The 23,984-nt window shown below is 70.2% G+C and carries 21 protein-coding genes; 16 read left to right on the top strand and 5 right to left on the bottom strand.

Annotated features, from left to right (window positions below):
- The first annotated feature begins 2 nt into the window (after positions 1-2).
- The 5 genes from PO78_RS12320 to ilvA all read left to right on the top strand — a co-directional run bounded on the left by PO78_RS12320 (position 3) and on the right by ilvA (position 4,933).
- Complete coding sequence (locus tag PO78_RS12320; protein WP_004306755.1) at positions 3-1,457, top strand: RNA polymerase factor sigma-54; 1,455 nt, start codon at positions 3-5, stop codon at positions 1,455-1,457.
- A gap of 18 nt (positions 1,458-1,475) precedes the next feature.
- Positions 1,476-1,799 (top strand): ribosome hibernation-promoting factor, HPF/YfiA family, encoded by a 324-nt coding sequence (gene hpf / locus PO78_RS12315; RefSeq protein WP_004306751.1) that lies wholly within the window; start codon positions 1,476-1,478, stop codon positions 1,797-1,799.
- Positions 1,800-1,935: 136 nt separating this feature from the next.
- On the top strand, positions 1,936-2,421 hold the full coding sequence (ptsN, locus tag PO78_RS12310) for a PTS IIA-like nitrogen regulatory protein PtsN (protein ID WP_012584594.1): 486 nt from the start codon (positions 1,936-1,938) through the stop codon (positions 2,419-2,421).
- Positions 2,390-3,337 (top strand): HPr(Ser) kinase/phosphatase, encoded by a 948-nt coding sequence (gene hprK, locus PO78_RS12305; RefSeq protein WP_004306747.1) that lies wholly within the window; start codon positions 2,390-2,392, stop codon positions 3,335-3,337. The genes ptsN and hprK overlap by 32 nt, the downstream gene beginning before the upstream one ends.
- 72 nt (positions 3,338-3,409) lie before the next feature.
- Entirely contained in the window at positions 3,410-4,933 is a 1,524-nt protein-coding gene (gene ilvA / locus PO78_RS12300) for a threonine ammonia-lyase, biosynthetic (protein ID WP_004306745.1), read from the top strand.
- Between the two features lie 37 nt (positions 4,934-4,970).
- Here the strand turns inward: ilvA and PO78_RS12295 are convergent, their stop codons facing one another.
- The gene (locus tag PO78_RS12295) at positions 4,971-5,561 is read right to left on the bottom strand and encodes a 5-formyltetrahydrofolate cyclo-ligase (RefSeq protein WP_012584593.1); all 591 of its coding nucleotides are present in this window, start codon (positions 5,559-5,561) and stop codon (positions 4,971-4,973) included.
- A 45-nt stretch (positions 5,562-5,606) separates the two neighbouring features.
- On the opposite strand from PO78_RS12295, the gene PO78_RS12290 reads away from it, so the two are divergent.
- Genes PO78_RS12290 through PO78_RS12270 form a run of 5 tightly spaced genes read left to right on the top strand, consistent with a single transcriptional unit; the run spans position 5,607 to position 11,259 of the window.
- A complete protein-coding gene (locus PO78_RS12290; protein WP_043744082.1) occupies positions 5,607-7,550 on the top strand; it encodes a lytic transglycosylase domain-containing protein in 1,944 nt (647 codons plus the stop codon).
- A gap of 56 nt (positions 7,551-7,606) precedes the next feature.
- Positions 7,607-8,563, top strand: a complete 957-nt coding sequence (locus PO78_RS12285) for a complex I NDUFA9 subunit family protein (RefSeq protein WP_004306736.1) — start codon at positions 7,607-7,609, stop codon at positions 8,561-8,563.
- A gap of 25 nt (positions 8,564-8,588) precedes the next feature.
- A complete protein-coding gene (locus PO78_RS12280; protein ID WP_043744080.1) occupies positions 8,589-9,233 on the top strand; it encodes a glutathione S-transferase family protein in 645 nt (214 codons plus the stop codon).
- Positions 9,233-10,459, top strand: a complete 1,227-nt coding sequence (locus PO78_RS12275) for a multifunctional CCA addition/repair protein (RefSeq protein WP_043744078.1) — start codon at positions 9,233-9,235, stop codon at positions 10,457-10,459. Before PO78_RS12280 ends, PO78_RS12275 begins: the two co-directional genes overlap by 1 nt.
- The gene (locus tag PO78_RS12270; RefSeq protein WP_004306727.1) at positions 10,456-11,259 is read left to right on the top strand and encodes an alpha/beta hydrolase; all 804 of its coding nucleotides are present in this window, start codon (positions 10,456-10,458) and stop codon (positions 11,257-11,259) included. Before PO78_RS12275 ends, PO78_RS12270 begins: the two co-directional genes overlap by 4 nt.
- Positions 11,260-11,275: 16 nt before the next feature.
- On the opposite strand, the gene PO78_RS12265 is transcribed toward PO78_RS12270, so the two are convergent.
- A complete protein-coding gene (locus PO78_RS12265; protein ID WP_040828907.1) occupies positions 11,276-12,451 on the bottom strand; it encodes a class I SAM-dependent methyltransferase in 1,176 nt (391 codons plus the stop codon).
- 91 nt (positions 12,452-12,542) lie between these two features.
- Here PO78_RS12265 and PO78_RS12260 point away from each other — a divergent pair, with 91 nt between their 5' ends.
- The 3 genes from PO78_RS12260 to PO78_RS12250 all read left to right on the top strand — a co-directional run bounded on the left by PO78_RS12260 (position 12,543) and on the right by PO78_RS12250 (position 15,328).
- Positions 12,543-13,310: a pteridine reductase gene (locus PO78_RS12260; protein ID WP_012584590.1), complete on the top strand. Its 768-nt coding sequence runs from the start codon at positions 12,543-12,545 to the stop codon at positions 13,308-13,310.
- Between the two features lie 66 nt (positions 13,311-13,376).
- Positions 13,377-14,330, top strand: coding sequence for a tRNA 2-thiocytidine(32) synthetase TtcA (gene ttcA, locus PO78_RS12255; protein ID WP_004327333.1), 954 nt, complete (start codon positions 13,377-13,379; stop codon positions 14,328-14,330).
- A 125-nt stretch (positions 14,331-14,455) separates the two neighbouring features.
- Positions 14,456-15,328: an FHA domain-containing protein gene (locus PO78_RS12250; protein WP_004327335.1), complete on the top strand. Its 873-nt coding sequence runs from the start codon at positions 14,456-14,458 to the stop codon at positions 15,326-15,328.
- A 79-nt stretch (positions 15,329-15,407) separates the two neighbouring features.
- Here PO78_RS12250 and PO78_RS12245 read toward each other — a convergent pair whose 3' ends face one another.
- Positions 15,408-15,911, bottom strand: coding sequence for a PsiF family protein (locus PO78_RS12245; protein ID WP_043744075.1), 504 nt, complete (start codon positions 15,909-15,911; stop codon positions 15,408-15,410).
- A 126-nt stretch (positions 15,912-16,037) separates the two neighbouring features.
- On the opposite strand from PO78_RS12245, the gene PO78_RS12240 reads away from it, so the two are divergent.
- From PO78_RS12240 to PO78_RS12230, 3 genes are all read left to right on the top strand, one after another.
- Positions 16,038-16,451, top strand: a complete 414-nt coding sequence (locus PO78_RS12240; protein ID WP_012584588.1) for a YqaA family protein — start codon at positions 16,038-16,040, stop codon at positions 16,449-16,451.
- 79 nt (positions 16,452-16,530) lie between these two features.
- Positions 16,531-16,881, top strand: coding sequence for a RidA family protein (locus tag PO78_RS12235; protein WP_004324579.1), 351 nt, complete (start codon positions 16,531-16,533; stop codon positions 16,879-16,881).
- 124 nt (positions 16,882-17,005) lie between these two features.
- Entirely contained in the window at positions 17,006-20,884 is a 3,879-nt protein-coding gene (locus PO78_RS12230; RefSeq protein ID WP_043744073.1) for a DUF3683 domain-containing protein, read from the top strand.
- 193 nt (positions 20,885-21,077) lie between these two features.
- Here the strand turns inward: PO78_RS12230 and PO78_RS12225 are convergent, their stop codons facing one another.
- Both PO78_RS12225 and PO78_RS12220 read right to left on the bottom strand, forming a co-directional pair.
- Positions 21,078-21,869 carry an NAD-dependent deacylase gene (locus PO78_RS12225; protein ID WP_004324575.1) on the bottom strand — a complete coding sequence of 264 codons (792 nt, stop codon included), beginning with the start codon at positions 21,867-21,869 and terminating at the stop codon, positions 21,078-21,080.
- Positions 21,866-23,944 (bottom strand): molybdopterin-containing oxidoreductase family protein, encoded by a 2,079-nt coding sequence (locus PO78_RS12220; protein WP_082047754.1) that lies wholly within the window; start codon positions 23,942-23,944, stop codon positions 21,866-21,868. Before PO78_RS12220 ends, PO78_RS12225 begins: the two co-directional genes overlap by 4 nt.
- Positions 23,945-23,984 lie beyond the last annotated feature (40 nt).

Here is a 23,984-nt window from a genome sequence, read left to right as displayed (position 1 = left end):
CGATGAAACCCAGCCTCCAGCTCAAGCTCTCCCAGCACCTCACGCTGACGCCCCAGCTGCAGCAGTCGATCAAGCTGCTGCAGCTGTCTACGATCGAGCTGAACCAGGAGATCGAGCGCGTGCTGCTCGAGAATCCCATGCTCGAGCGCGAGGATGGCGACGGCGGCGTCGACTACGCCCCCGCGCCGCCGCCGGGCAACGCGCCCGAGCGCGAAGCCGCGCCGGAACCCGCCGCCGAACCGGCGGGCGAGTCGATCACGCACGAGGGCGGCGAAGGCAGCAGCGAGGACGAGGGCATCGACTGGTCCAACGTGGGTCAGGGCGCGTCCAGCCGCAGCGAGGACGACGAGGACGGCGACTACCAGGACATCCAGGCCGCCGGCGTGTCGCTGCGCGAACACCTCGACCAGCAGGTCGCCCTCTCGCCCCTGTCCGACCGCGACCGCGCGCTGGTGCGCTTCCTGATCGAGGCACTCGACGACGACGGCTACCTGCACCAGCCGCTGGAAGATCTCCTCGAGCTGTTGCCGCAGGACGCCGAGGTCGATCTCGACGAGCTCGCCATCGCCCTGCGCCACGTGCAGAGCCTCGAGCCGGCCGGGATCGGCGCGCGCAGCCCGCAGGAATGTCTGGCCCTGCAGCTCCAGGCCTTGCCCGAGTGCCCGATACGCCCTCTCGCTCTCGAGATCGTGACCAGCCACCTCGAACTGCTCGCGGAGCGCAACTTCGCCCGTATCCGCAAGCTCACCGGCTGTGACGACGAGGGTCTGCGCGAAGCGCAGGCCCTGATCTGCAGCCTCGACCCCCACCCCGGCTCGCGCTACTCCACCGCCGAGACGCGCTACGTGCTGCCCGACGTCGTCGTGCGCAAGCTGCGCGGCCAATGGACCGTGAGCCTGAACCAGGAAGCGATGCCCCGCCTGCGCATCAACCGCCTGTACGCCAGTCTGCTCCAGCAGAACCGCGCACAGGGCGGCGGCCTCGGCGGGCAGCTGCAGGAGGCGCGCTGGCTGATCAAGAACGTCCAGCAGCGCTTCGACACCATCCTGCGCGTGTCCCAGGCCATCGTTGACCAGCAACGGCAGTTCTTCGATCATGGGGACGTGGCGATGCGGCCACTCACCCTAAGGGAGATCGCAGACCAGCTCGAGCTGCACGAATCCACCGTCTCGCGCGTCACCACGCAGAAGTACATGGCGACGCCGCGCGGAGTCTTCGAGCTCAAGTATTTTTTCGGCAGTCATGTCGCGACCGACACCGGCGGTGCGGCTTCCTCCACGGCGATTCGTGCGCTGATTCGCCAGCTGGTGGACGCGGAGGACAGCAAGAAGCCGCTGTCCGACGCCAAGATCGCCGAAATTCTCGGCCAACAGGGAATCGTCGTGGCGAGGCGCACGATCGCCAAGTACCGCGAGTCCCTCAACATCCCGCCGGTCAGCCTGCGCAAATCCCTCTGACAACAACAGGAGTCATCCATGAATCTGAACATCACCGGGCGCCACGTCGAAGTCACCCCCGCCATCCGCGAATACGTGACCTCCAAGCTCGATCGCGTCATCCGCCATTTCGACAACGTCACCAGCGTCACCGTCATCCTGTCGGTCGAAAAGCTCAAGCAGAAAGCCGAGGTGACGCTGCACGTGCGCGGCAAGGACCTCTTCGTCGAAGCGGACGACGCCGACCTCTACGCGGCGATCGACGCGATGACCGACAAGCTCGACCGTCAGGTTCAGAAGTACAAGCAGAAGCAGTCCGACCATAACCACGAGTCGCTCAAGCACCAGGTCCCCGAGGCCTGAGGACCGGCTTGAAGCTCCCCGTCCGGGGTGTGGTTATAATGCGCGCGTTTTCACGAAGCGCGGCCGCACACGCCCCGGACCGGATTCCCGCCCCCCTGGCGGCAGCTGACGGAAGAGTGCGCGAGCCCACCTGCGAATGAGCCTGATATCCCAACTCCTGCCGCTTTCCAACGTGGTGATCGATCTCGACGCGAGCAGCAAGAAGCGCGTCTTCGAACAGGCCGGCCTGCTGTTCGAGAACAACCAGGGCATCGCCCGCAGCACCGTGTTCGACAGCCTGTTCACCCGCGAACGCCTCGGCTCGACCGGACTGGGCCAGGGCATCGCCATCCCGCACGGCCGCATCAAGGGGCTCAAGGACGCCGCCGGCGCTTTTCTGCGCCTGGCCACCCCGGTGCAGTTCGATGCTCCCGACGGCCGTCCGGTGGACATGCTGTTCGTGCTGCTCGTGCCCGAACAGGCCAACGAAACCCATCTGCAGCTGCTGTCCGAGCTCGCGCAGATGTTCAGCGACCGCGAGTTCCGCGAGACCCTGCACGGCGCGACGGATGCCGCACAGATCCACCGCCTGTTCGTGAATTGGGGTGCCGATGCGGCAAACCAGCCTGACCCGGCTGTATGAGGCGCACCGCGAAAGCCTGAGCCTCGTCCACGTCAGCGGACCGATCGGTGCCCGTCTGTCGGTCGCCGAAGAGCGCATCTGGCCGGCCGACCTCGTCGGCCACCTCAACCTGATCCACCCCACCCGGCTACAGGTGCTCGGCGCCGCAGAGCTCGCGTGGGCGCAACGCCAGGCGAACGAGAAGGTCGCCCACCACCTCAACGAGATCCTCTCGGCGCACCCCCCCGCGATCATCGTCGCCGACGGCTGCGAGATCCCCAACATCCTCCACGGCATCTGCGAGGCGCACGACGTCGCGCTGTTCACCGCGCGCCACCCCTCGGCGAGCGTGATCGACCAGCTCCGCCTCTACCTGTCGCGCGAGCTCGCCGAGAAGGTCTCGCTGCACGGCGTGTTCATGGACGTGCTCGGGCTCGGCGTGATGATCACCGGCGATTCCGGCGCGGGCAAATCCGAGCTCGGCCTCGAGCTGATCTCGCGCGGCCACGGCCTCGTCGCCGACGACGTGGTCGAGCTGTCGCGCATCGCGCCCACGGTGCTCGAGGGCCGCTGCCCCGAGATGCTGCAGGATTTCATCGAAGTGCGCGGCCTCGGCCTGATCAACATCCGCACCATCTTCGGCGAGACCGCGTGCCGGCGGAAGATGCGCCTGCGCCTGATCTGCCACCTCGACCGCCGCCAACCCGGTCCCGACGACCCCTGCCGGCTGCCGCTGCAGCAGGAGACGCAGGACATCCTCGGCGTGAAGGTCGCCCGCGTCGTGCTGCCGGTGGCCGCGGGACGCAACCTCGCGGTGCTGCTCGAGGCCGCAGTGCGCTCGACCATCCTCAAGCTGCGCGGCATCGACTCCACCCAGGAATTCATCGACCGCCAGGCGCGCGCGCTGCACGCCGAAGAGGCCTACCGCGCCGACTGAGCCACCCGCACTTGCGGCACGGCGCCGCCGGCTGTTACGCTCGATCGCTTTGCAGCAGCCTACTGGCCGGCCATGAGCTCCACTCCCGATTACCTGGAACGCATCCTCAACGCGCAGGTGTACGACGTCGCCGTCGAGACACCGCTCGACCTCGCCACCAACCTGTCGGCGCGCACGCACAACCGCATCTACTTCAAGCGCGAGGACATGCAGCCGGTGTTCAGCTTCAAGATCCGCGGCGCCTACAACAAGATGGCGAACCTGTCGCCGCAGGCCTTGAAGCGCGGCGTGATCTGCGCCTCGGCGGGCAACCACGCCCAGGGCGTGGCGCTGTCGGCGGCCAGACTGGGCGTGCGCGCGGTGATCGTGATGCCGAGCACCACGCCGCAGATCAAGATCGACGCGGTCAAGGCGCGCGGCGGCGAGGTCGTGCTCGCAGGCGAATCCTATTCCGACGCCTACACGCACGCGCTCGAGCTCGAGAAGAGCGAGAAACTCACCTTCGTCCACCCCTTCGACGACCCCGACGTGATCGCAGGCCAGGGCACGGTGGGCCTGGAGATCCTGCGCGCGCACCCGAAGCCGATCCACGCGGTGTTCTGCTGTGTCGGCGGCGGCGGGCTGATCGCCGGCGTGGCGGCCTACATCAAGCGCCTGCGCCCGGAGACGAAGATCATCGGCGTCGAGGCGGTGGACGCCGACGCGATGACGCGCTCGCTCGCCGCGGGCAAGCGCATCGCGCTCGAGCAGGTCGGCATCTTCGCCGACGGCGCCGCCGTCAAGGAGGTCGGTGCCGAGACCTTCCGCCTGTGCCAGCAGTATGTGGACGAGATGATCGTGGTCGACAACGACGCCATCTGCGCCGCGATCAAGGACGTCTTCGAGGACACCCGCTCCATCCTCGAGCCCGCCGGCGCGCTCGCCGTCGCCGGCGCCAAGGAGTACGCCCGCCGCAACAAGCTGCGCGACAAGAGCCTGGTGGCGGTGGCCTCGGGGGCCAACATGAACTTCGACCGCCTGCGCTTCGTCGCCGAGCGCGCCGAGCTCGGCGAGCAGCGCGAGGCCGTGCTCGCGGTGACCATCCCCGAGAAGCCGGGCTCCTTCCGCAAGTTCATCAGCGTGCTCGGCAACCGCAACATCACCGAGTTCAACTACCGCTACGCCGACGCCGAGCGCGCCCACATCTTCGTCGGCGTCACCGTGCACAACCGCAGCGAGGTCGGACGCCTGGTGGAGATGCTCGAGCGCCACGAGCTGCCTGCGCTCGACCTCACCGACGACGAGATGGCCAAGTCGCACGTGCGCTACATGGTGGGCGGACGCGCGCCACAGGTGGAAAACGAGGTGGTCTACCGCTTCGTCTTCCCCGAGCGCCCGGGCGCGCTGATGAATTTCCTCTCCAACCTGCGCTCGGACTGGAACATCTCGCTGTTCCACTACCGCAACCACGGCTCCGACTTCGGCCGCGTGCTGGTCGGCATGCAGGTGCCGCCGGCCGACAAGGACGCCTTCGACGCCTTCCTGCAGCGGCTCGGCTACGACTACGTGGCCGAGACCGACAACCCCGCCTACCGCATGTTCCTGTCCGGGAGCTGAGCCCCGCAGGCAGGCCGTGCAGGGTTGCAGCCGCCGCTCAGGCGCGCGGCTTCGCCACCCCCGCCTCGGTCACCAGCCAGTCCATCGGGCGATCGAACTCCTGCGGCAGCGTGTCGGGCACGCGCCCGACCTCGAAGCCCACGCCCACCGCCACGGTGCGCAGCACCGCCAGCGTGCGGTCGAAGTAGCCCCCTCCGTAGCCGAGGCGGTAGCCGCGTTCGTCGAAGGCATTGAGGGGGATCAGCACCAGCTCGGGCTCGACCGCCTCGCCGTCCGCCGGGTGGGGGATGCCATGGCGGTCGAGCGGCATCGGCACGCCCGGCGTCCACGCGCGGAACATCATCGGCGCATGGCGCTCGAGCACCACCGGCAAGGCCGCCACCCGCCCGGGCGCGGCCGCACGCCAGGCCTGCACCCACGGGCGCAGGTCGGGCTCGGCGCGGTAGGGCCAGCAGAAGGCGAGCCGGCGTGGCTGCAAGCGTCCGACCAGGTCGTCGAGATGCTCGCCGATTGCCGCGGCGAGGCGCTCGCGACGCTCGGCAGGCAGGCGCTCGCGCAACGCCAGCGCATGTTCGCGCATGCGCTGGCGACGCGCGCCGGGATCATGGGACAAGGGGGCGAAACTCATCTTCGATATGGTATGGTTGGCGGTCAAACGGAGGCATCACCTGGCATGAAGAAGGCACTGGTTGCGGCGCTCACGGCCGCGACGTTCCTCGCCCCCGCCGGCGCGTTCGCGCAGATTGGCGGCGAATCCGGGGACGGGCGTATCGTCGCCGCTCGCGAGGCCCTGCGCAAGGGCGACCGCAGCACGCTCGAACGCCTCGCAGCCGTGCGCGAGGCCCACCCCCTCGACGCCTATCCGCGCTACTGGCTGCTGATCAACCGCCTCGCGCGTGCCGAAGAGCCCGTGCCCATCGCAGCCCTGCAAGCCTTCCTCGCCGAGGAAGCCGGCTCCAACCTCGCCGAACGCCTGCGCGCCGACTGGCTGCGCCGCCTCGCCAGGGACGGCGACTGGAGCGGCTTCCTCGCGGTGTACGCGGACCTGCGCAGCCCCGACGCCGAATTGCGCTGCAACGCCTGGAGCGCGCGCGTGCTGACCGGCGAGCGCAGCGTCTTCGCCGAGCTCGCACGCGAATGGGACACCCTCGCCGACGCCGATCCGACCTGCGACACGCCGCTGCGCGCGGCGGTCGACTCCGGCGCGGTGGACGAAGAACGCGTGTGGTGGCGCATCCGCCGACAGATCGACACCCGCAAGCCCGAGGCTGCGCTCGCCAGCCTGTCGCTGCTGCCCGCCGGCAACGCCCCGGCCCACGCCGACCTGGCGCAGGCGATCCGCTCGCCCGCACCCTGGCTGGATCGGCTGCAGCCCAACTTCGCCGTGAGCCGCGCCGGCCGCGAGCTCGCGCTCGCCGCACTGGTGCGCCTGGCGCGCGAGGACGTCTCCGCCGCGCGCCTGCGCCTGCTGCGCATCCAGGACCGCCTCGGCGCGGCCGAACGCAACTACGCCCATCTGGCGCTCGGCATGCACGCCGCGCTCGACCGCCTGCCCGAGGCGAGCGCGCTCTACGCCGCCGCCGGCGACATCGAGACCACCGCCCAGCAACGTGCGTGGCGGGTGCGTGCGGCGCTGCGCATCGGCGACTGGCACGCGGTGCGCGAGGCGATCGAAGCCATGCCTGCCGACGAACGCGAAGCTGCCGACTGGATCTACTGGCTGGGCCGCGCACACGCCGCGGCCGGGCGCCGCGACGCCGCCGAGTCGCTCTACGTGCGTATCGCCGGCGAGCCGCACTTCTACGGCATGCTCGCGCGCGAGGAGCTCGGCGAGGCCTTCCCGCCGCCCCCCGCCACCGCGCCGCTACCGCGCGCCAAGCTCGAGGAGGCCGAGCGCGACCCCGGCCTGCAGCGCGCACTCGCGCTCTACCGGCTGGAGCTGCGCACCGAGGCGCTGCGCGAATGGGTCTGGGGCGTGCGCGAACGCGACGAGCAGTTCCGCCTCGCCGCCGCCCACCTTGCGCTGCGCAACGAGCTCTACGACCGCGCGATCAATACCGCCGAGCTGGCCAACCCGCGCAGCAACTTCGAGCTGCGCTTCCTGACCCCCTATCGCGACCTCATCGAGCCGCAGGTGCGCGCGCAGGGGCTCGACCTCGGCTGGGTGTACGGCCTCATGCGCCAGGAGAGCCGCTTCGTGGTTCCGGCACGCTCCAGCGTCGGCGCCCAGGGCCTCATGCAGGTGATGCCCGCCACCGGCAAGTGGGTGGCGGATCGGATCGGCCTCGCCGGCTACAACCAGCGCCTGCTCACCGACCCCGAGACCAACGTGCTTCTGGGCACCAGCTACATGCGTCTCATCCTGGAGGGGCTCGACGCCCACCCCGTGCTCGCCAGCGCCGGCTACAACGCCGGCCCCGGCCGGGCGCGGCGCTGGCGCGACGCGGCGGCGCTCGAGGGCGCGATCTATACCGAGACGATCCCGTTCGACGAGACCCGCGACTACGTCAAGAAGGTGCTCGCCAACGCGGTGATCTACGCGGCGATGCTCGAAAAACGGCCGCAATCGCTCAAGGCGCGACTCGGCACGATCGCGCCCGGGGCTGCCAGCGAGTAAGCTTCCGCGTGCGCCATCCCATTCCATCCACAGCAACAGCACGGTCCAGTCGAAACATGAACCCGAAACGCGTCGTCATCGTCGGCGGCTCCGGCTTTATCGGCAGCGCCATCGCCAATCGTCTCTGCAAGGAAGGCGTCAAGGTCCTCATTCCCACCCGCCGCCGCAGCCGCGCCGGCCATGTTCTGCTGCTACCCAACGTCGAGGTGGTGGAGGGCAACGTGCATGACGTCGCCCTGCTTGCGCGCCTGTTCGAGGGCGCCGACGCCGTGGTGAACACCGTCGGCGTCCTGCATTCGCGCCCGGGCAGGCCCTTCGGCCCCGACTTCGCGCGCGCCCACGTCGAGCTGCCGCAGAAGATCGTCGCCGCCTGTCGCACGGCGGGCGTGCCCCGCCTCGTGCACATCAGCGCCCTCGGCGCCTATTCCGACGGCCCGTCGGAATACCAGCGCTCGAAGGCGGCCGGCGAGACCGCGATCCGCACCGGCTCGCCCGAGATCGCGTGGACCATCCTGCAGCCTTCGGTGGTGTTCGGCCGCGGCGACAGCTTCCTCAACCTCTTCGCCGACCTCGCGCGCATGTTCCCGGTGCTGCCGCTCGCCGGCGCCACCGCGCGCTTCCAGCCGGTCTATGTCGAGGACGTCGCCGAGGCGGTGTGGCAGAGCCTGACGCGCGACGATGCAGGCGGGCAGACCTTCCAGCTCGCCGGACCAACCGTCTACACGCTGCGCCAGCTCGTCGAGTACGTCTCCGCGCTCGTGGGCAAGCCGCGCCCGATCTATCCGCTGTCCGAGAAGCTCGCGATGTGGCAGGCGCGCCTCATGGAGCTCGCCCCCCAGCCCCTGATGAGCCGCGACAACGTGCGCTCGATGAAGGTCGACAACGTCGCCAGCGGCACCCCGCAACCCTTCGGCATGGTGCCTACCGCGCTCGAGACCGTGGCCCCGGCCTGGCTCGGCCAGGCGGCGCCGCGAGCCCGTTACTACCCCTTCCGCCGCCACGCGCGGCGCTGAAGAGCAACTCTCTACGGAGTCCGCGATGAAGCTGATCATCGGCAACAAGAACTATTCCTCCTGGTCCCTGCGCGCCTGGCTGGCTGCGCGCGAGGGCGGCTTCACCTTCGAGGAGATTCACATCTCCCTGTTCATCCCCGGCAGCCGCGAGCGCATCCTGTCGCACTCGCCCTCGGGCAAGGTACCCTGCCTGAACGACCACGGCGTGGTGGTGTGGGACTCGCTCGCGATCGGCGAATACCTCGCCGAGAAGCGCCCCGGTCTGCTGCCCGCCGACCCGGTCGCACGCGCGCTGGCGCGCTCGGTCGCCGCCGAGATGCACTCCGGCTTCCAGAACCTGCGCAGCGGCATGCCGATGAACGTGCGCAAGGACTACACCGGTTTCGGCCACAGCCCCGAGGTCGATGCCGACATCGCGCGCATCGTGGCGATCTGGAACGACTGCCGCGCGCGCTTCGGCGCCGTGGGCCCCTACCTCTTCGGCCGCTTCAGCCTCGCCGACGCGGCCTTCGCGCCGGTGGCCTTCCGCTTCCAGACCTACGCGGTGAAGCCCGCGGGCGCGGCCGGCGAGTACCTCGCCACCCTGCTCGCCAACCCGCACATGCAGGAGTGGGCGACGGCGGCACGCGCCGAGACCGAGTCGATCCCGGAAGAGGACCTCTACGGCTGATGCAGGCCTATGTCGTGGGCGGAGCGGTGCGCGACGCCCTGCTCGGCCTGCCGGTGAAGGATCGCGACTGGGTGGTGGTCGGCAGCACGCCCGAGGAGATGCTCGCGCGCGGCTTCCGCCCGGTCGGCCGCGATTTTCCGGTCTTCCTGCATCCGCACACCAACGAGGAATATGCGCTCGCGCGCACCGAGCGCAAGTCGGGCCACGGCTACACCGGCTTCGTCTGCCACGCCTCGCCCGAGGTCACGCTCGAAGAGGACCTGCTGCGCCGCGACCTCACCATCAACGCGATCGCGCGCGCCGAGGACGGCCGCCTGATCGACCCCTGCGGTGGCCGGCGCGACCTCGCCGCGCGCGTCTTCCGCCATGTGTCGCCCGCCTTCGCCGAGGATCCGCTGCGCATCCTGCGCGTGGCGCGCTTCTCCGCGCGCTTCACCGACTTCGAGCTGGCACCCGAGACCCTGGAACTGATGCGCGCGATGGTCGTGGCCGGCGAGGTCGACCATCTGGTCGCCGAGCGCGTCTGGCAGGAACTCGCGCGCGGGCTCATGGAGGCGCGCCCCTCGCGCATGATCCGCGTGCTGCGTGCCTGCGGCGCACTCGCACGCCTGCTGCCCGAGCTCGACCGCCTGTTCGGGATCCCGCAGCCGGAGAAGTACCACCCCGAGATCGACACCGGCGAGCACGTGCTGATGGTGCTCGACCACGCCGCCGCCGCGGACGAGCCGCTCGCGGTGCGCTGGGCCTGCCTGCTGCACGACCTCGGCAAGGGCGACACGCCCGCCCACCTGCTGCCGCACCATTACGGCCACGAGGCCGCGAGCGCGCGCCGCGCGCGCGAGGTGTCGGAACGCCTGAAGGCCCCCGCCGACTGCCGCGACCTCGCCGAGATGGTGGCGCGCGAGCACGGCATCCTGGCGCGCGCGCACGAGCTGCGCGCCGAAACCATCGTCAAGCTGATCGAACGCTGCGACGGCCTGCGCCGTCCGCAGCGCTTCCTCCTGATGCTGCAGGCGGCCGCCTGCGACCACGCCGGCCGCGGCGGCGGCGCGGAAAACGCGTCGGAATGGAGACCCTTGTCACGCTGGCAGGCCGCGCTGCAGGCCGTGCGCGCCGTCGATGCCGGTAGAATCGCAACCGAGTGCAGCGACAAATCGCTGATTCCTCAGGCCTTGCACACCGCCCGCGTGGCGGCCGTGAAGGCCCTGGACAAGGACCCCGCATGAACGCAACCCGCTTCGGCGAACTCGAGGTGCTGTGTCACGCACCCGAGCGCGCCACCCATGAACACCCCCTGCTCTTCATCCACGGCGCCTACGTTTCGGCATGGTGCTGGGACGAGCACTTCCTGCCCTGGTTCGCCCGCCGCGGCTGGCAGGCCTATGCCGTCTCGCTCTCCGGCCATGGCCGCAGCCGCCAGCGCGAGCACCTCGACTCCTACTCGATCGACGACTACGTGCGCGACGTCGCCGAAGTCGCCGCCCGCCTGCCTGCGCCGCCGGTGCTGGTCGGCCACTCGATGGGCGGGATGGTGGTGCAGAAGTATCTCGAGCAACACGACGCGCCCGCCGCGGTGCTGATGTCCGCCGTCCCGCCGCAAGGCCTGATGGGCTCGGCCTTCGGCCTGATCTTCAAGCGCCCGCACCTGCTCTCCGACCTCAACCGCATCATGTCGGGCAACGACGTGGACATCGACAGCCTGCGCGAGGCGCTCTTCCATCAGCCGGTGGCGGCCGACGACCTGCAACGCTACTACCGCCTGAGCCAGCCCGAGTCGCACCGCGCGATCTGGGACATGTCGCTGTTCAACCTGCCGCAGCCGGCGCGCATGCACCGCGTGCCGATGCAGATCCTCGGCGCCGAGCACGACGCCCTGATCCCGCCCGACCAGGTGCACATGACCGCCATGACCTACGGTCGCCAGGCCGAGATCCTCCCCGGCATGGGCCACGGCATGATGCTCGAGCACGACTGGGAGATCGCCGCGATGCGGATCGCCGACTGGCTGGCCGAGCGCGCGCTGTAGCCGACGCCGGGCCGCCTCAGAGCGCGTGCGTGCGATCGCCGCGCGCGAAGCCGAGCAGCGGTCCGTCGATCGCGCGCGACAGCGCGATCACCTTGAAGAGCTCCCCCATCTCCTGCGGCGCGGTCAGGCGCTGCACCGCGCGCGCGGCGCGGATGTAGTCCGCGCTCTCGCGGGCGCCGCGCCGCTCCAGGCATTCCAGCACGCCGCAGTTGAAGAGGAACTGCGCCTGCGTGGTGTAGCCCTGCACGTCCAGCCCGGCCTCGAAGCCGGCCTCGGCCACCGCGGTGAAGTCCACGAAGGCGGTGATGTCGTTGAGCCCCGGCCACAGGAAAGGGTCGCCGTGGGCATGGTGGCGGTAGTAGCACAGCAGGGTGCCGCCCGAACGCGAGGGCAGGTAGTACTCGGCGCGCGGATAGCCGTAGTCGATCAGCAGCAGGGCGCCCGCGTGCAGGCGCTCGGCCCAGGCCGCCACCCAGGCCTTGCCGGCGAGGTTCAGCTCGGTGACGTATTCCCCGCTCTGCGGCACCGGCAGGGCGAGCGCCCGCGCTCCTTCCGCCACCGCGCCCGCCGCCGGCACGTCCGCCCAGCACAGCCGGCGTATCCCCGCGGCATCGGTGGCGATGGCGACGCCGCGCTCGAAGAGCCCCTCGGCGCGCGACACCAGCAGATGCACCGGCATCACGTCGAGCACCTCGTTGGCCACCACTGCACCGGAGAAGCGCTCCGGCAGCGCGTCCAGCCACTGCACGCGCGCCGCCAGGTGAGGAACCTTGGCGGCCAGGGTGTCGAACTGGCGTTCGCGCAATTCGCCCGAGAGCTCGAGGATGCCGTAGCGCTCGGGCAGGCAGCCGCGGCGTTCGAGCTCGAGCAGCAGGTCGGCGGCGAGCAGGCCGGTACCGGCGCCGACCTCGATCAGCGCGGGCGCGCTCGCGCGCATCACCTGCTCGACCTGGGCGGCGAGCGCCTGGCCGAAAAGCGGGGTAAGCTCGGGCGCGGTGATGAAATCGCCGCCGGGGCCGAACTTTCGCGCGCCACCGCTGTAATACCCCAGCCCCGGCGCGTAGAGCGCGAGCTCCATGTAGCGCGCGAACGGGATCCAGCCAGCGGCCGCGGCCAGCTCGGCCTCGATGTGTTCGAGCAGGCGGGCGCTCTGGGCGAGCGCATCGGCGGAAGGCTGGGGCAATGAAGACATGATCGTTCTGCAGGACAGGAGGGCGAGGCCGCGATTGTAGCGGCACGCCCGCCCAGCCGCCCGGCCAGCTCCGGGCCTCACGGTGAATCCGATGCGCACGTCTCCTCCCGAACCCGAATCCACCGCGGCACCGCTGATCCTGGTCACCGGCGCCGCGCGCCGCGTCGGCGCGGCGATCGCACGCCGGCTGCACGCCGGAGGCGCCCGCCTCGCCCTGCACTACCGCCACAGCGCGGGCGAGGCCGAAGCGCTCGCTGCCGAACTGTGCGCCCTGCGCGCCGATTCCGCCTTTACCGTGGGCGGCGACCTCGCGCGCTTCGGCGCCGCCGCGGAGATCGCCGCAGCGGTGCTGGCGCGCGGCAATCGCCTCGACGGCCTGGTGAACAACGCCTCCAGCTTCTTCCCCACTCCGCTCGGCAGCGTGGACCGCGCGGCCTGGGACGAGCTCATGGGCTCCAACCTGATGGGCCCGCTCTTCCTCACCCAGGCGCTCGCGCCCGCCCTGCGCGAGGCGCGCGGCGCGATCGTCAATATTGTCGACATCCACGCCCAGCGCCCGCTCGCCGGCTACCCGGTGTATTGCGCGGCGAAGGCGGGACTGGCGGCGCTGACGCGTTCGTTCGCGATCGAGCTCGCCCCCGCGGTGCGGGTCAACGGCGTCTCGCCCGGCCCGATCGAATGGCCGGAGGACGACCAGTTCCCGCCCGCCGAGCGCGAGCGCATCGTCGCCCACACCTTGCTCGGCCGCGTCGGCAGTCCGGACGACATCGCGCGCACGGTCGCCTTCCTGATGTTCGACGCACCCTACATCACCGGCCAGATCCTCGCAGTCGATGGCGGGCGCAGCGCGCATCTGTAGCCAAGGGTCGTTTCCGCGCCGGTTTCTGGGATAATTCGCACCTGATTTTCCCGACGAGCATCGACCGTGACCGCAGCCTCCGCCCCCGCCGCCGCCCTCCCCACCACCGAGGCCGGCGGAGACGCCCGCTTCTCCAACACCTTCCTGCGCCTGAAGAAGAAGCTCGAGCGTGGCGTCGGCGAGGCCATCGGCGACTACAACATGATCGGCGACGGCGACACCGTGATGGTGTGCGTCTCCGGCGGCAAGGACTCCTACACCCTGCTGTCCTGCCTGCTCGCGCTGCGCGAACGCGCCCCGGTCGACTTCCGCATCGTGGCGATGAACCTCGATCAGAAGCAGCCCGGCTTCCCCGACCACGTGCTGCCGGCCTACTTCGAGTCGATCGGTGTCGAGTATCGCATCGTCACCGAGGACACCTACTCGATCGTCAAGGACAAGATTCCCGAGGGCAAGACCACCTGCTCGCTGTGTTCGCGTCTGCGCCGCGGCATCATCTACCGCACCGCCACGGAGATCGGCGCCACCCGCATCGCGCTCGGCCACCACCGCGACGACATGCTCGAGACCCTGTTCCTCAACATGTTCTTCGGCGGCAAGATCAAGGCCATGCCGCCCAAGCTGGTCAGCGACGACGGCAAGCACGTGGTGATCCGCCCGCTCGCCTACTGCACCGAGGCCGACATCGCACGCTTCGCGCGCACGATGGACTTCCCCATCATCCCGTGCAATCTGTGCGGCTCGCAGGAAAACGCCCAGCGCAAGCTGATCAAGAACATGCTGCAGGGCTGGGCGCGCGACTACCCGGGCCGCATCGAATCGCTCGCCACTTCGCTGAAGAACGTGGTGCCCTCGCACCTGTCCGACGCGCGCCTGTTCGACTTCGTCGGCCTCACGCAGCACACCGTGGTCGAAGAAGGCGACACCGCCTTCGATCCGCCCGAGCTGCCCGACCGTACGCTCGGCGCCAGCGTGAAGCTGTTCCGCGCGGGCGACCAGGAAGAACGCGAATGCGCCTGAGGGAGGCGCGACCGCGCCTGATTCGGATGCCGACGCCGGCGCCTTGCGGATCCGGTGCGACATCCCCATGATCCTGTTCCGGGCCGGCCACGCCAGCCGCCAGATCTGACACGGAAAACCCTGCGATGCCCGAGCGAAAGAACCTCTGCGTGCTGGTCGCGCTCCATCCGGTGGATGCGGTGCTCGCCGAACGCCTCGGTGCGGACGAGGCGCGCCATGCCGCCGAGCGTCACGCGCGGCGGATCGAGCGTGCGATCGTGATGCAGGGCGGCCAGGTCCTGCTCGGCGGCGCGGAGCAGACCATCGCCGGATTCGAACGCAGCGACGCGGCGGTGCACGCGGCGAGCGAGGCACTCGACCGCATACACGGCCTTCCACCCCTGCTCGGCAGCAAGCAGACGGTACGCATCGGCGTGCACTATGGGGTCCTGGACAACGATGGCGAGGAGCCCGCCGGAGAGGGTCCAGCGGTGGCCCGCCAGCTCGCCCATCTGGCCGAGAGCGGGCAGGCGCTGATCTCCGGCACCGCGGTGATGGTGCTCGGCGGTGCCGCACGGCAACAGGTCGGCTCGCAGCCGCTGAGCGGTCCGGTGTGGACGCGGGTCGGCATCCCGGTGCATGCGATCGGACAGCGCAGCGGTCTGGTCACCTCGGTTCCCGGCGCAGCGCGGCTGTCGAGCCGGCTGCGCCTGCGCCACCAGCAGGAAGTCCTGTTCGTGGAGGAGTTGCGCCCGGTGCTGCTGCTCGGCCGCGAGCTGGCCAACGACGTCACGATCATGGATCCGCGCGCCTCGCGTCAGCATGCGCGCATCGAGCGCCGCCCCGAGGGCTTCGTGCTGTTCGATCAGAGCACCAACGGCAGCTTCGTCGCCATCGAGGGCAAGCCGGAGTGCTTCGTGAGACAGGAGCAGATGCTGCTCGACGGTCCCGGCCGGCTCGGCTGCGGCTTCTCGACGACCGAGCTCGAGCGCGACCTGGTGTTCTTCGACATCGTCTGAGCCCCGCGCGCGGGAGAAGGGCGTGCGCGGGGGACACAGGCGCCCGCCCGCGCGGCACGCCCGCATGGAAACGACCGGATCAGCCGCTCATGCATTCGCCGATGAAGGCCTTGCGCTTGGCCCCGCGCAGCGACTGCTCGGTAGCCGCACGATTGCAGGCCTTCTGCCTTGCCATGTCCTCGCTCGAGACCTTCTGTGCGGAGCCCGCTGTCGGCGCGACCGCAAGCGCAGGTGCGGCTGCACCGGCCGCGCTCGCGGCCGTCGCCGCGGCCGCCGGTGCGACGGCCGGGGCCGCTGCCGGCACCATAGCCGGTGCCGCAACGGGCGCTGCAGCCGGGACGCCGGCCACGCTGCCGGAGGCGAGAGCAGGCGCGGCACCCGGAGCACTCGCAGCGGCAGCCTCGTGCTTGCCGCTCAGGCAGGTGCTCATGAAGGCCTTGCGCGCATCGCCCCCGAGCGCCTGCGTCTTCGCTTCGGCATTGCAACGCTTCATGCGTTCGTGCTGGGGATTGGCCCATGCCTGCGCGGGGGTCAGCGCCGCGAGCACGAGAACGACGCCGGTGGCGCCGAGAATTCGCTTCATGATCTTGTCTCCTCGTCCGGTTCTACGCAAAATGCGTAACACGATTTTGCATATGACATACATCGGCGTCAATGCGCATCGCATTGCCACCGAGACGCATGCGGCTCCCCGCCGGCGCCCGCACCGATGCTGAACGAGGACTCCACGCTCCTCGCGGGCCTCGCCGCGTCCGCCTTTCTGGCCGCGACCCTGCTGCCGGGCGGCTCCGAAGCGGTATTCGCCGCGCTGCTGGCGCTGCGCCCGGAACTGACGCCGGCAGCGCTGCTCGTCGCCACCGCGGCCAACACCGCGGGCGGCATGAGCACCTACGCGCTCGGCCGCCTGCTGCCCCGCAAGGAATCCGGCGCGCATGCACGCACGCTGCTGCGCTGGGGCAGCCTCGCCCTGCTGCTGTCCTGGGTGCCGCTGATCGGCGACGCGCTGTGCGCTGCCGCGGGTGCGCTGCGCCTGAACGCCTTCGCCTGCCTGGCGTGGATGGCGCTCGGAAAGGGCCTGCGCTACGCGGCGATCGCCTGGGCATTGCCGTCCGCCGGCGCCTGAGCCCGCCGCGCACGCCGACCCGCGCCGCGCCGCCGCCCTCGCCTATACTCGCCCCCTGCCCTCGCAACGGAGCCCCCCCATGTCCGCCATCGAACGCCACGGCGTCACCGCCCGCTATGCCGACGCCGTCATCCACGCCGGCGTCCTGCACCTGGTCGAGGTCCCCGCGAGCAGCGCCGGATCGATCGAAGCCCAGACACGCGAGGTGCTGGAGTCCGTCGGCCGCCAGCTCGCCAAGCTCGGCAGCGACCCCGCGCGCATCGTGATGGCCACCATCTACCTCGTCGACATGGCCGACTACGCCGGCATGAACGCGGTGTGGGATGCCTGGGTTCCGCCCGGCAGCGCCCCGGCACGCGCCTGCGTCCAGGTCGCCGGGCTCGCCGACCCGGGCTGGCGGATCGAGATCGCGCTCACCGCCGCGCGCTGAAGCTCGCCGCACCAGGCGACGGAGGCCGAATCCCTGCTGGCCTTAAGGTCTTGATTTTTGCTGCATGGTGCACTGCGGTTCGCTAGAATGGACCGCTTCCCTGCAGCCGCTTCCGGGTAGTCCAATGAGCCAACGCCTGCGCGAGATTCCGTACAACTACACCTCGTTTTCCGACCGCGAGATCGTCATCCGGCTGCTCGGGGCCGAGGCCTGGGCGGTGCTCGACCAGCTCCGCACCGAACGCGTCACCGGCCGCTCGGCGCGGATGCTCTACGAGGTCCTCGGCGACATCTGGGTGGTGCGCCGCAACCCCTACCTCGAGGACGACCTCCTCACCTCGCGCGAGCGCCGCGACGCGCTGATCGGCGCGCTCGACCACCGCCTCAACGAGATCGACAAACGCCGCCAGGGCAACGACCACGTCACCCTGCTGGTGGCGCGTGCGCGCGAGGCGGTGTCCAACTTCGAGCGCTGGTTCGACGACACCGCGCGCCGCCGCAAGGCGGTGCTCAAGGCGCTGGCCAGGCACACCCGGCGCGACAACATCTGCTTCGACGGTCACGCCCGCGTCTCCCACGTCACCGACGCCACCGACTGGCGGGTCGAGTATCCCTTCGTGGTGCTCTACCCCGACACGGAGGAGGAGATGGCGCCGCTGGTGCGCGAGTGCATCGCGCTCGGCCTGACCATCATCCCGCGCGGCGGCGGCACGGGCTACACCGGTGGCGCGGTGCCGCTCGATGCCAGCTCGGTCGTCATCAACACCGAGAAGCTGCTCGCCATGAGCGCGGTCGAGCCCACCGTGCTGCCGGGCATCGACGGCGCGATGGCCGAGCCCTACCCCACCATCCGCACCGGCGCCGGCGTGGTCACCGAGCGCGTCTCCGAGGCGGCGGCGCTCGCCGGCCGCGTGTTCGCGGTCGACCCGACCTCGGCGAGCGCCTCCTGCATCGGCGGCAACATCGCCATGAACGCCGGCGGCAAGAAGGCCGTGCTGTGGGGCACCGCGCTCGACAACCTGGCGTGGTGGAAGATGGTCACGCCCGACGGCAACTGGCTCGAGGTCGAGCGCCTCGACCACAACTTCGGCAAGATCCACGAGCAGGAGACCGTCCGCTTCCGCCTGCGCCGCTTCGACGGGCTGACCAACGCCGCGCTTGGCGAGGAGATCCTCGCCATGCCGGGCGCCGCCTGCCGCAAGGTCGGCCTCGGCAAGGACGTCACCGACAAGTTCCTCGGCGGCGTGCCGGGCGTGCAGAAGGAAGGCACCGACGGCCTCATCGTGGCCGCACGCTGGGTGCTGCACAAGATGCCGCCGGTCACCCGCACGGTGTGCCTGGAGTTCTTCGGCCAGGTGCGCGAGGCGGTGCCGGCGATCGTCGAGATCACCGATTTCTTCAAGCCGGGCGGCGCCGGCCACGCCGCGGGCGTGCAGCTCGCCGGCCTCGAGCACCTCGACGAGCGCTACGTCAAGGCGGTCGGCTACGCCACCAAGGCGCGTCGCCACGGCCGCCCCAAGATGGTGCTGATCGGCGACATCGTCGGCCACGACGAGGACGCGGTGATGAAGGCCGCCTCCGAGGTCGTGCGCATGACCAACGCGCGCGGTTCGGAGGGCTTCATCGCGGTCAGCCCCGAGCAGCGCAAGCGCTTCTGGCTGGAGCGCAGTCGCACCGCGGCGATCTCGCGCCACACCAACGCCTTCAAGATCAACGAGGACGTGGTCATCCCGCTGCCGCGCATGGGCGAGTACTGCGACGGCATCGAGCGCATCAACATCGAGCTCTCGCTGCAGAACAAGATCGCGCTCTGCGACCGCCTCGCCGAGTTCCTGCAGGGCGAGCTGCCGCTCGAGATCAAGGACGAGGGCCTCGACCGCGAGGCGCTGGTCTCCGACCACCGCGCCCAGGCCCTCGAGCAGGTCGCCGGCGTGCGCCGGCGCTGGCAGTGGCTGCTGGACAAGCTCGACCTCGCGCTCGCCGAGGCCGAGCCGCAGTTCGCCGCCTATGGCGTCCAGGCCGGCGAGCTCTCCAACCGCGCCGCCAGCCCGACCCTGTTCCATCGCCTGCAGGACTACTCGATCCGCGTGTCGTGGAAGGAGGAGCTGCGCCCGCTGCTCGAGCAGACCTTCGACGGGGCCCTGTTCGCCCCCATCCTCGCCCGCATCGCCGAGATCCACCGCGAGGTGCTGCGCGGCCGCGTCTTCGTCGCCCTGCACATGCACGCCGGCGACGGCAACGTGCACACCAACCTGCCGGTCAACTCCGACCACTACGAGATGCTGCAGACCGCCAACCGCGCGGTCGACCGCATCATGGCGCTGGCACGCAGCCTGGACGGGGTCATCTCCGGCGAGCACGGCATCGGTATCACCAAGCTCGACTATCTCACCGACGACGAGATGGCGAACTTCTGGAGCTACAAGGAAAAGGTCGACCCCGAAGGCCGCTTCAACCGCGGCAAGCTGATGCGCAAGGGGCCGATCCGCGGCAACCTCGACAACGCCTACACCCCCAGCTTCAACCTGATGGGCCACGAGTCGCTGATCATGGAGCAGACCGATGTCGGCGAGATCGCCCACGACATCAAGGACTGCCTGCGCTGCGGCAAGTGCAAGCCGGTGTGTTCCACGCACGTGCCGCGCGCCAACCTGCTGTATTCCCCGCGCAACAAGATCCTCTCCACCTCGCTGCTGATCGAGGCCTTCCTGTACGAGGAACAGACCCGGCGCGGCGTGTCGCTGGCGCACTGGGCCGAGTTCGAGGACGTGGCCGACCACTGCACGATCTGCCACAAGTGCGAGAAGCCCTGTCCGGTGGACATCGACTTCGGCGACGTGTCGATCAAGATGCGCAACCTGCTGCGCAAGCAGGGCAAGAAGTCGTTCAATCCGGGCAAGGCGGCGGCGATGGCCTTCCTGACCATCAAGGACCCGACCACGATCAAGGCCTTCCGCACCGGCATGATCGACTGGGGCTACAAGGCGCAGCGCTTCGCCCACGAGCTGGGCAAGAAGTTCGGCCTCGTCCAGCCGCAGGTGAAGGCGCCCCCGGCCACGCTCGGCAAGGCCCCGATCAAGGCCCAGGTGATCCACTTCATCAACAAGCCGATGCCCGGCAACCTGCCCAAGCGCACCAGCCGCGCGCTGCTCGACATCGAGGACGACAAGGTCATCCCGGTGATCCGCGACCCGCACAAGGCCAACGGCGAGTCCGAGGCGGTGTTCTACTTCCCGGGCTGCGGCTCCGAGCGCCTGTTCAGCCAGGTCGGGCTGGCCACCCAGGCCATGCTCTACCACGTCGGCGCGCACACCGTGCTGCCGCCGGGCTACCTGTGCTGCGGCTACCCGCAGACCGCCGCCGGCGAGGAGGAGAAGGGCCAGAAGATCACCACCGACAACCGCGTGCTCTTCCACCGCGTGGCCAACACGCTCAACTACCTCGACATCAAGACCGTCATCGTGTCCTGCGGCACCTGCATGGACCAGCTGCAGAAGTACGAATTCGAGAAGATCTTCCCCGGCTGCCGCCTGCTCGACATCCACGAGTATCTGATGGAGAAGGGCGTGAAACTCGAGGGCGTGGGCGGCGTGAAGTACATGTACCACGAGCCCTGCCACACGCCGATGAAGCAGTACCAGGGCATCAAGGTGGCCAACGAGCTGATGGGCACGCGCGTCGACCTGTCCGACCGCTGCTGCGGCGAATCCGGCACGCTCGCGGTGGCCCGCCCCGACATCTCCACCCAGGTGCGCTTCCGCAAGCAGGAGGAGATCGAGAAGGGCGCGGCCAAGCTGCGCGAGGGCGACCCGAACGCGAAGATCAAGATGCTGACCTCGTGTCCGAGCTGCCTGCAGGGCATGCACCGCTACGCCGACGACGCCGGCGGCATCGAGCCCGACTACATCGTGGTCGAGCTGGCCAGGCACCTGCTCGGCGAGAACTGGCTGCCGGACTACGTGGCGAAGGCGAACAGCGGAGGGATCGAGCGGGTGTTGCTGTAAGCGGGGAGATCCTCCACGCGGCGCCCCGAACGGAAGCGCGGCGTTGGAGGAGCGTCAGGTCGCGGCTTGCGCCGCGCCTACGCCCCACCCCGGGCGCCGCGATTCTTGTAGGAACGACGCGAGTCGCGATCCTTTCCGAGGCCCGCTCCACCCTCGGTCGGGCCTGCCCCTGGCGGAAACGGCCCCGTTTCCTTCACCAGCCCCTGTCTTCCGCCGGATCCGCCGGATGCATCCGCCACCACAGCTCGGGCAGGGCCTCGGCGGCGCACATGCGCAGGCGGTGGTCGACGAACTGGCTGACCTGGGTGTCGCCGGGGTTGATCTCCACCGTGGGTGTGCCCTCGCGCGCCGCCCACAGCACCGGGCCGGCGATGTAGGGGAAGACGCTGGTGGTGCCGATCGACACCACCGCGTCCATGCCCTGCGACAGCACGCTCTCCAGGCGCTCGATCGCGAGCTCGGGCAGCGCCTCGCCGAACAGCACCACGTCCGGGCGCAGGATGCCGCCGCAACGCGGGCATTCGGGCGGGATGGAGAGGCCGGCGTAGTCCTCCACCCGGCGCCCCTGCCCGCAGGACATGCAGTGCAGGCGATGCACGGTGCCGTGGATCTCGATGACGTTGCGCGAACCGGCGGCGCGGTGCAGGCCGTCGACGTTCTGGGTGAGCACGCACACCAGCGCCTTCTCCTGCTCGAGTGCGGCGATCAGGCGGTGGGCGGCGTTGGGCTTCGCACCGCGGCAGCTGGCCTCGATCTGGGCGATGTAGCGCCAGGCGATCTCGGGCCGGGTCGCCATCATCTCGCCCGACAAGGCCTCCTCGATGGTGAGGCCCTCCTCGGTGAGGCGGTCGTGGTAGAGGCCGCCGATGCCGCGGTAGGTGGGAAGGCCCGAATCGACCGAGATGCCGGCACCGGTGACGAAGAGGATGCGCTGCGCGCGCGCGAGGATGTCCGCCACCGCGTCGAGGGTCGTACTCGGGCTCATGCGGGCTCCACCTCCACCAGGCAGTCGTAGAAGGTCGGCCCGCCGCCCATGTCGGTGGGGCGCGCGGCGATGACCGCGTTGGCGTTGTGGCCGCCTTCGCACAGTTTGGGCCACCACACCGAGGGGCTGCACACCACGCCGGGGCGCACGTCGGTGGTGACCACCGCACGCGCGATGAAGTCACCGCGGTCGTTGTGGATGCGCAGGCGCATGCCCTCCACGACGCCGCGCGCGACGGCGTCCTCGGGGTGGATCTCGAGCTTCGGCCCGCCCTCGTCGGCGAGAAAGCGCGCCTGGTTGGCGAAGGTGGAATTGAGGAAGTTGCGCGCCGGCGGGGTGATCAGCGCGAGCGGATAGCGCGCACCCAGCGCCGGGTTGCTGGGCACCGACTCGGCGGGCGGATGCCAGGCCGGCAAAGGGTCGAGGCCCTCGTGCGCGAGCGCGGCCGAGAAGAACTCGCACTTGCCCGAAGGCGTGCGGAAGCCACCGTCGGCGAAGGGCGCGTGGCCCGCGGGCAGCGCGAGCCGCGCCCAGCCCCGCGCCTGCAGGCCCTCGGCGAGGCCCGCCACCCGCGGGTCGTCGGCGCGGAAGGCCGCCGCCGCGATGGCGTCGTCGCTTTCGTAGAGCGCGGCAGCCGCAAAGCCGAGGCGGCGGGCGAGCGCACGGAAGACCGCGGTGTTGGAGCGCGCCTCGCCGAGCGGCGCGATCGCCGGCCGGTTGTCCACAACGTAGAGATGGCCGTAGGCCTTGTGCAGGTCACGGTGCTCGAGCTGGCTGGTGGCGGGCAGCAGGATGTCGGCGTAGTCGGCGGTGTCGGTCTGAAACTGCTCGTGCACCACACAGAAGAGGTCCTCGCGCGCAAAGCCGGCGCGCACCCGACGGCTGTCGGGCGCGACTGCGACCGGGTTGGCGTTATAGACGTGGATCGCGCGCACCGGCGGGTCGCGGCTGTCGAGCAGCACGTCGCCGATGAAGGACATGTTGAGCGCCCGCGGCGGGAAGCGCCTCGCGTCGGGATAGAGGTCGGGGCGGGCGAGCGCGTGCATATCCACCGGGAAGTTGCCCGAGGTCGACAGCAGCGCGCCGCAGCCGGGATGGCGCCAGGCACCGGTGAGCGCGGGCAGGCAGGCCAGGTTGCGCACCGCCATGCCGCCACCGGCACAGCGGTTGAGGCCGTAGTTGAGCCGGATCAGGCTGCGCGCGCTGCGCCCGTACTCGATCGCCAGGCTGCGGATGGCCTCGGCCGCGAGGCCGGTGAGCGGCGCCGCCCACTCCGGCGTGCAGGCGCGCACGCGTACGGCGAGCGCGTCGAAGCCCAGGGTGTGGCGGGCGATGTACTCGCGGTCGAGCAGGCCCTCGGCGATCAGCACCTGCATCATCGCGAGCGCGAGCGCGCCGTCGGTACCGGGCAGCGGGGCGAGGTGCAGGTCGCACTTCTTCGCGGTATCGGTACGCCGCGGATCGATGCACACCAGGCGGGCGCCGCGCCGCTTCGCCTCCTGCAGGTGGCGCCAGCCGTGCAGGTTGGACACCACCGGGTTGGCGCCCCAGATCAGGATCAGGCCGGCCTCGCTGGCGGCTTCGGGATCGGCGCCGAGCATCGCGCCCACGGTCGCCTTCCAGCCGTGCGCGCCCGCGGTGGCGCAGATCGTGCGCTCGAGCAGGGAGGCGCCGAGGCGATGGAAGAAGCGCCGGTCCAGGCTCTCGCCCTGCACCAGGCCCATGGTGCCGCAGTAGCTGTAGGGCAGGATCGCGCGCGGGTCCTCGGCGGCGATCTCGCGGTATTTCGCCGCGATGGTGTCGAGGGCTTCGTCCCAGGAGATGCGCTCGAAGCGCCCCTCGCCCTTGCGCCCCACCCGCTTCATCGGATGCAGCAGGCGGCGCTCGGAATACACCCGCTCGAGGTAGTGCGCGACCTTGGTGCACAGCGCGCCGTTGGTGAAGGGCATGTCGGCGGCGCCGCGGATCCTCACCGCGCGGCCATCGGCGACCGTGACCTCCATCGCGCAGGTGTCGGGGCAGTCGTGCGGGCAGGCCGCGCGCACGCGGACTTCGGAGGGGGTCGAGGGGGGCATCGCTGCCTCGCGTTGCGGCCGCCCGGCCGGGCGGCACGGC

Source organism: Thauera sp. SWB20 (genome assembly GCF_000831325.1).
GTDB lineage: Bacteria > Pseudomonadota > Gammaproteobacteria > Burkholderiales > Rhodocyclaceae > Thauera > Thauera aminoaromatica.
The sequence above is the reverse complement of the archived record's forward strand: the minus strand, read 5'-3'. Positions and strand labels throughout refer to the sequence as shown.

What these genes read in the sequence shown, in the direction of transcription:
- PO78_RS12245 (WP_043744075.1), bottom strand. Translation starts at nt 15,911, where the DNA reads ATGAAGCGAATTCTCGGCGCCACCGGCGTCGTTCTCGTGCTCGCGGCG.
- PO78_RS12225 (WP_004324575.1), bottom strand. Translation starts at nt 21,869, where the DNA reads ATGAGCCCGAGTACGACCCTCGACGCGGTGGCGGACATCCTCGCGCGC.
- PO78_RS12320 (WP_004306755.1), top strand. Translation starts at nt 3, where the DNA reads ATGAAACCCAGCCTCCAGCTCAAGCTCTCCCAGCACCTCACGCTGACG.
- PO78_RS12235 (WP_004324579.1), top strand. Translation starts at nt 16,531, where the DNA reads ATGTCCGCCATCGAACGCCACGGCGTCACCGCCCGCTATGCCGACGCC.
- PO78_RS12285 (WP_004306736.1), top strand. Translation starts at nt 7,607, where the DNA reads ATGAACCCGAAACGCGTCGTCATCGTCGGCGGCTCCGGCTTTATCGGC.
- PO78_RS12265 (WP_040828907.1), bottom strand. Translation starts at nt 12,451, where the DNA reads ATGTCTTCATTGCCCCAGCCTTCCGCCGATGCGCTCGCCCAGAGCGCC.
- PO78_RS12250 (WP_004327335.1), top strand. Translation starts at nt 14,456, where the DNA reads ATGCCCGAGCGAAAGAACCTCTGCGTGCTGGTCGCGCTCCATCCGGTG.
- PO78_RS12260 (WP_012584590.1), top strand. Translation starts at nt 12,543, where the DNA reads ATGCGCACGTCTCCTCCCGAACCCGAATCCACCGCGGCACCGCTGATC.
- PO78_RS12230 (WP_043744073.1), top strand. Translation starts at nt 17,006, where the DNA reads ATGAGCCAACGCCTGCGCGAGATTCCGTACAACTACACCTCGTTTTCC.
- hprK (WP_004306747.1), top strand. Translation starts at nt 2,390, where the DNA reads ATGCGGCAAACCAGCCTGACCCGGCTGTATGAGGCGCACCGCGAAAGC.
- PO78_RS12275 (WP_043744078.1), top strand. Translation starts at nt 9,233, where the DNA reads ATGCAGGCCTATGTCGTGGGCGGAGCGGTGCGCGACGCCCTGCTCGGC.
- ptsN (WP_012584594.1), top strand. Translation starts at nt 1,936, where the DNA reads ATGAGCCTGATATCCCAACTCCTGCCGCTTTCCAACGTGGTGATCGAT.
- PO78_RS12220 (WP_082047754.1), bottom strand. Translation starts at nt 23,944, where the DNA reads ATGCCCCCCTCGACCCCCTCCGAAGTCCGCGTGCGCGCGGCCTGCCCG.
- PO78_RS12290 (WP_043744082.1), top strand. Translation starts at nt 5,607, where the DNA reads ATGAAGAAGGCACTGGTTGCGGCGCTCACGGCCGCGACGTTCCTCGCC.
- PO78_RS12270 (WP_004306727.1), top strand. Translation starts at nt 10,456, where the DNA reads ATGAACGCAACCCGCTTCGGCGAACTCGAGGTGCTGTGTCACGCACCC.
- ilvA (WP_004306745.1), top strand. Translation starts at nt 3,410, where the DNA reads ATGAGCTCCACTCCCGATTACCTGGAACGCATCCTCAACGCGCAGGTG.
- PO78_RS12280 (WP_043744080.1), top strand. Translation starts at nt 8,589, where the DNA reads ATGAAGCTGATCATCGGCAACAAGAACTATTCCTCCTGGTCCCTGCGC.
- PO78_RS12295 (WP_012584593.1), bottom strand. Translation starts at nt 5,561, where the DNA reads ATGAGTTTCGCCCCCTTGTCCCATGATCCCGGCGCGCGTCGCCAGCGC.
- hpf (WP_004306751.1), top strand. Translation starts at nt 1,476, where the DNA reads ATGAATCTGAACATCACCGGGCGCCACGTCGAAGTCACCCCCGCCATC.
- PO78_RS12240 (WP_012584588.1), top strand. Translation starts at nt 16,038, where the DNA reads ATGCTGAACGAGGACTCCACGCTCCTCGCGGGCCTCGCCGCGTCCGCC.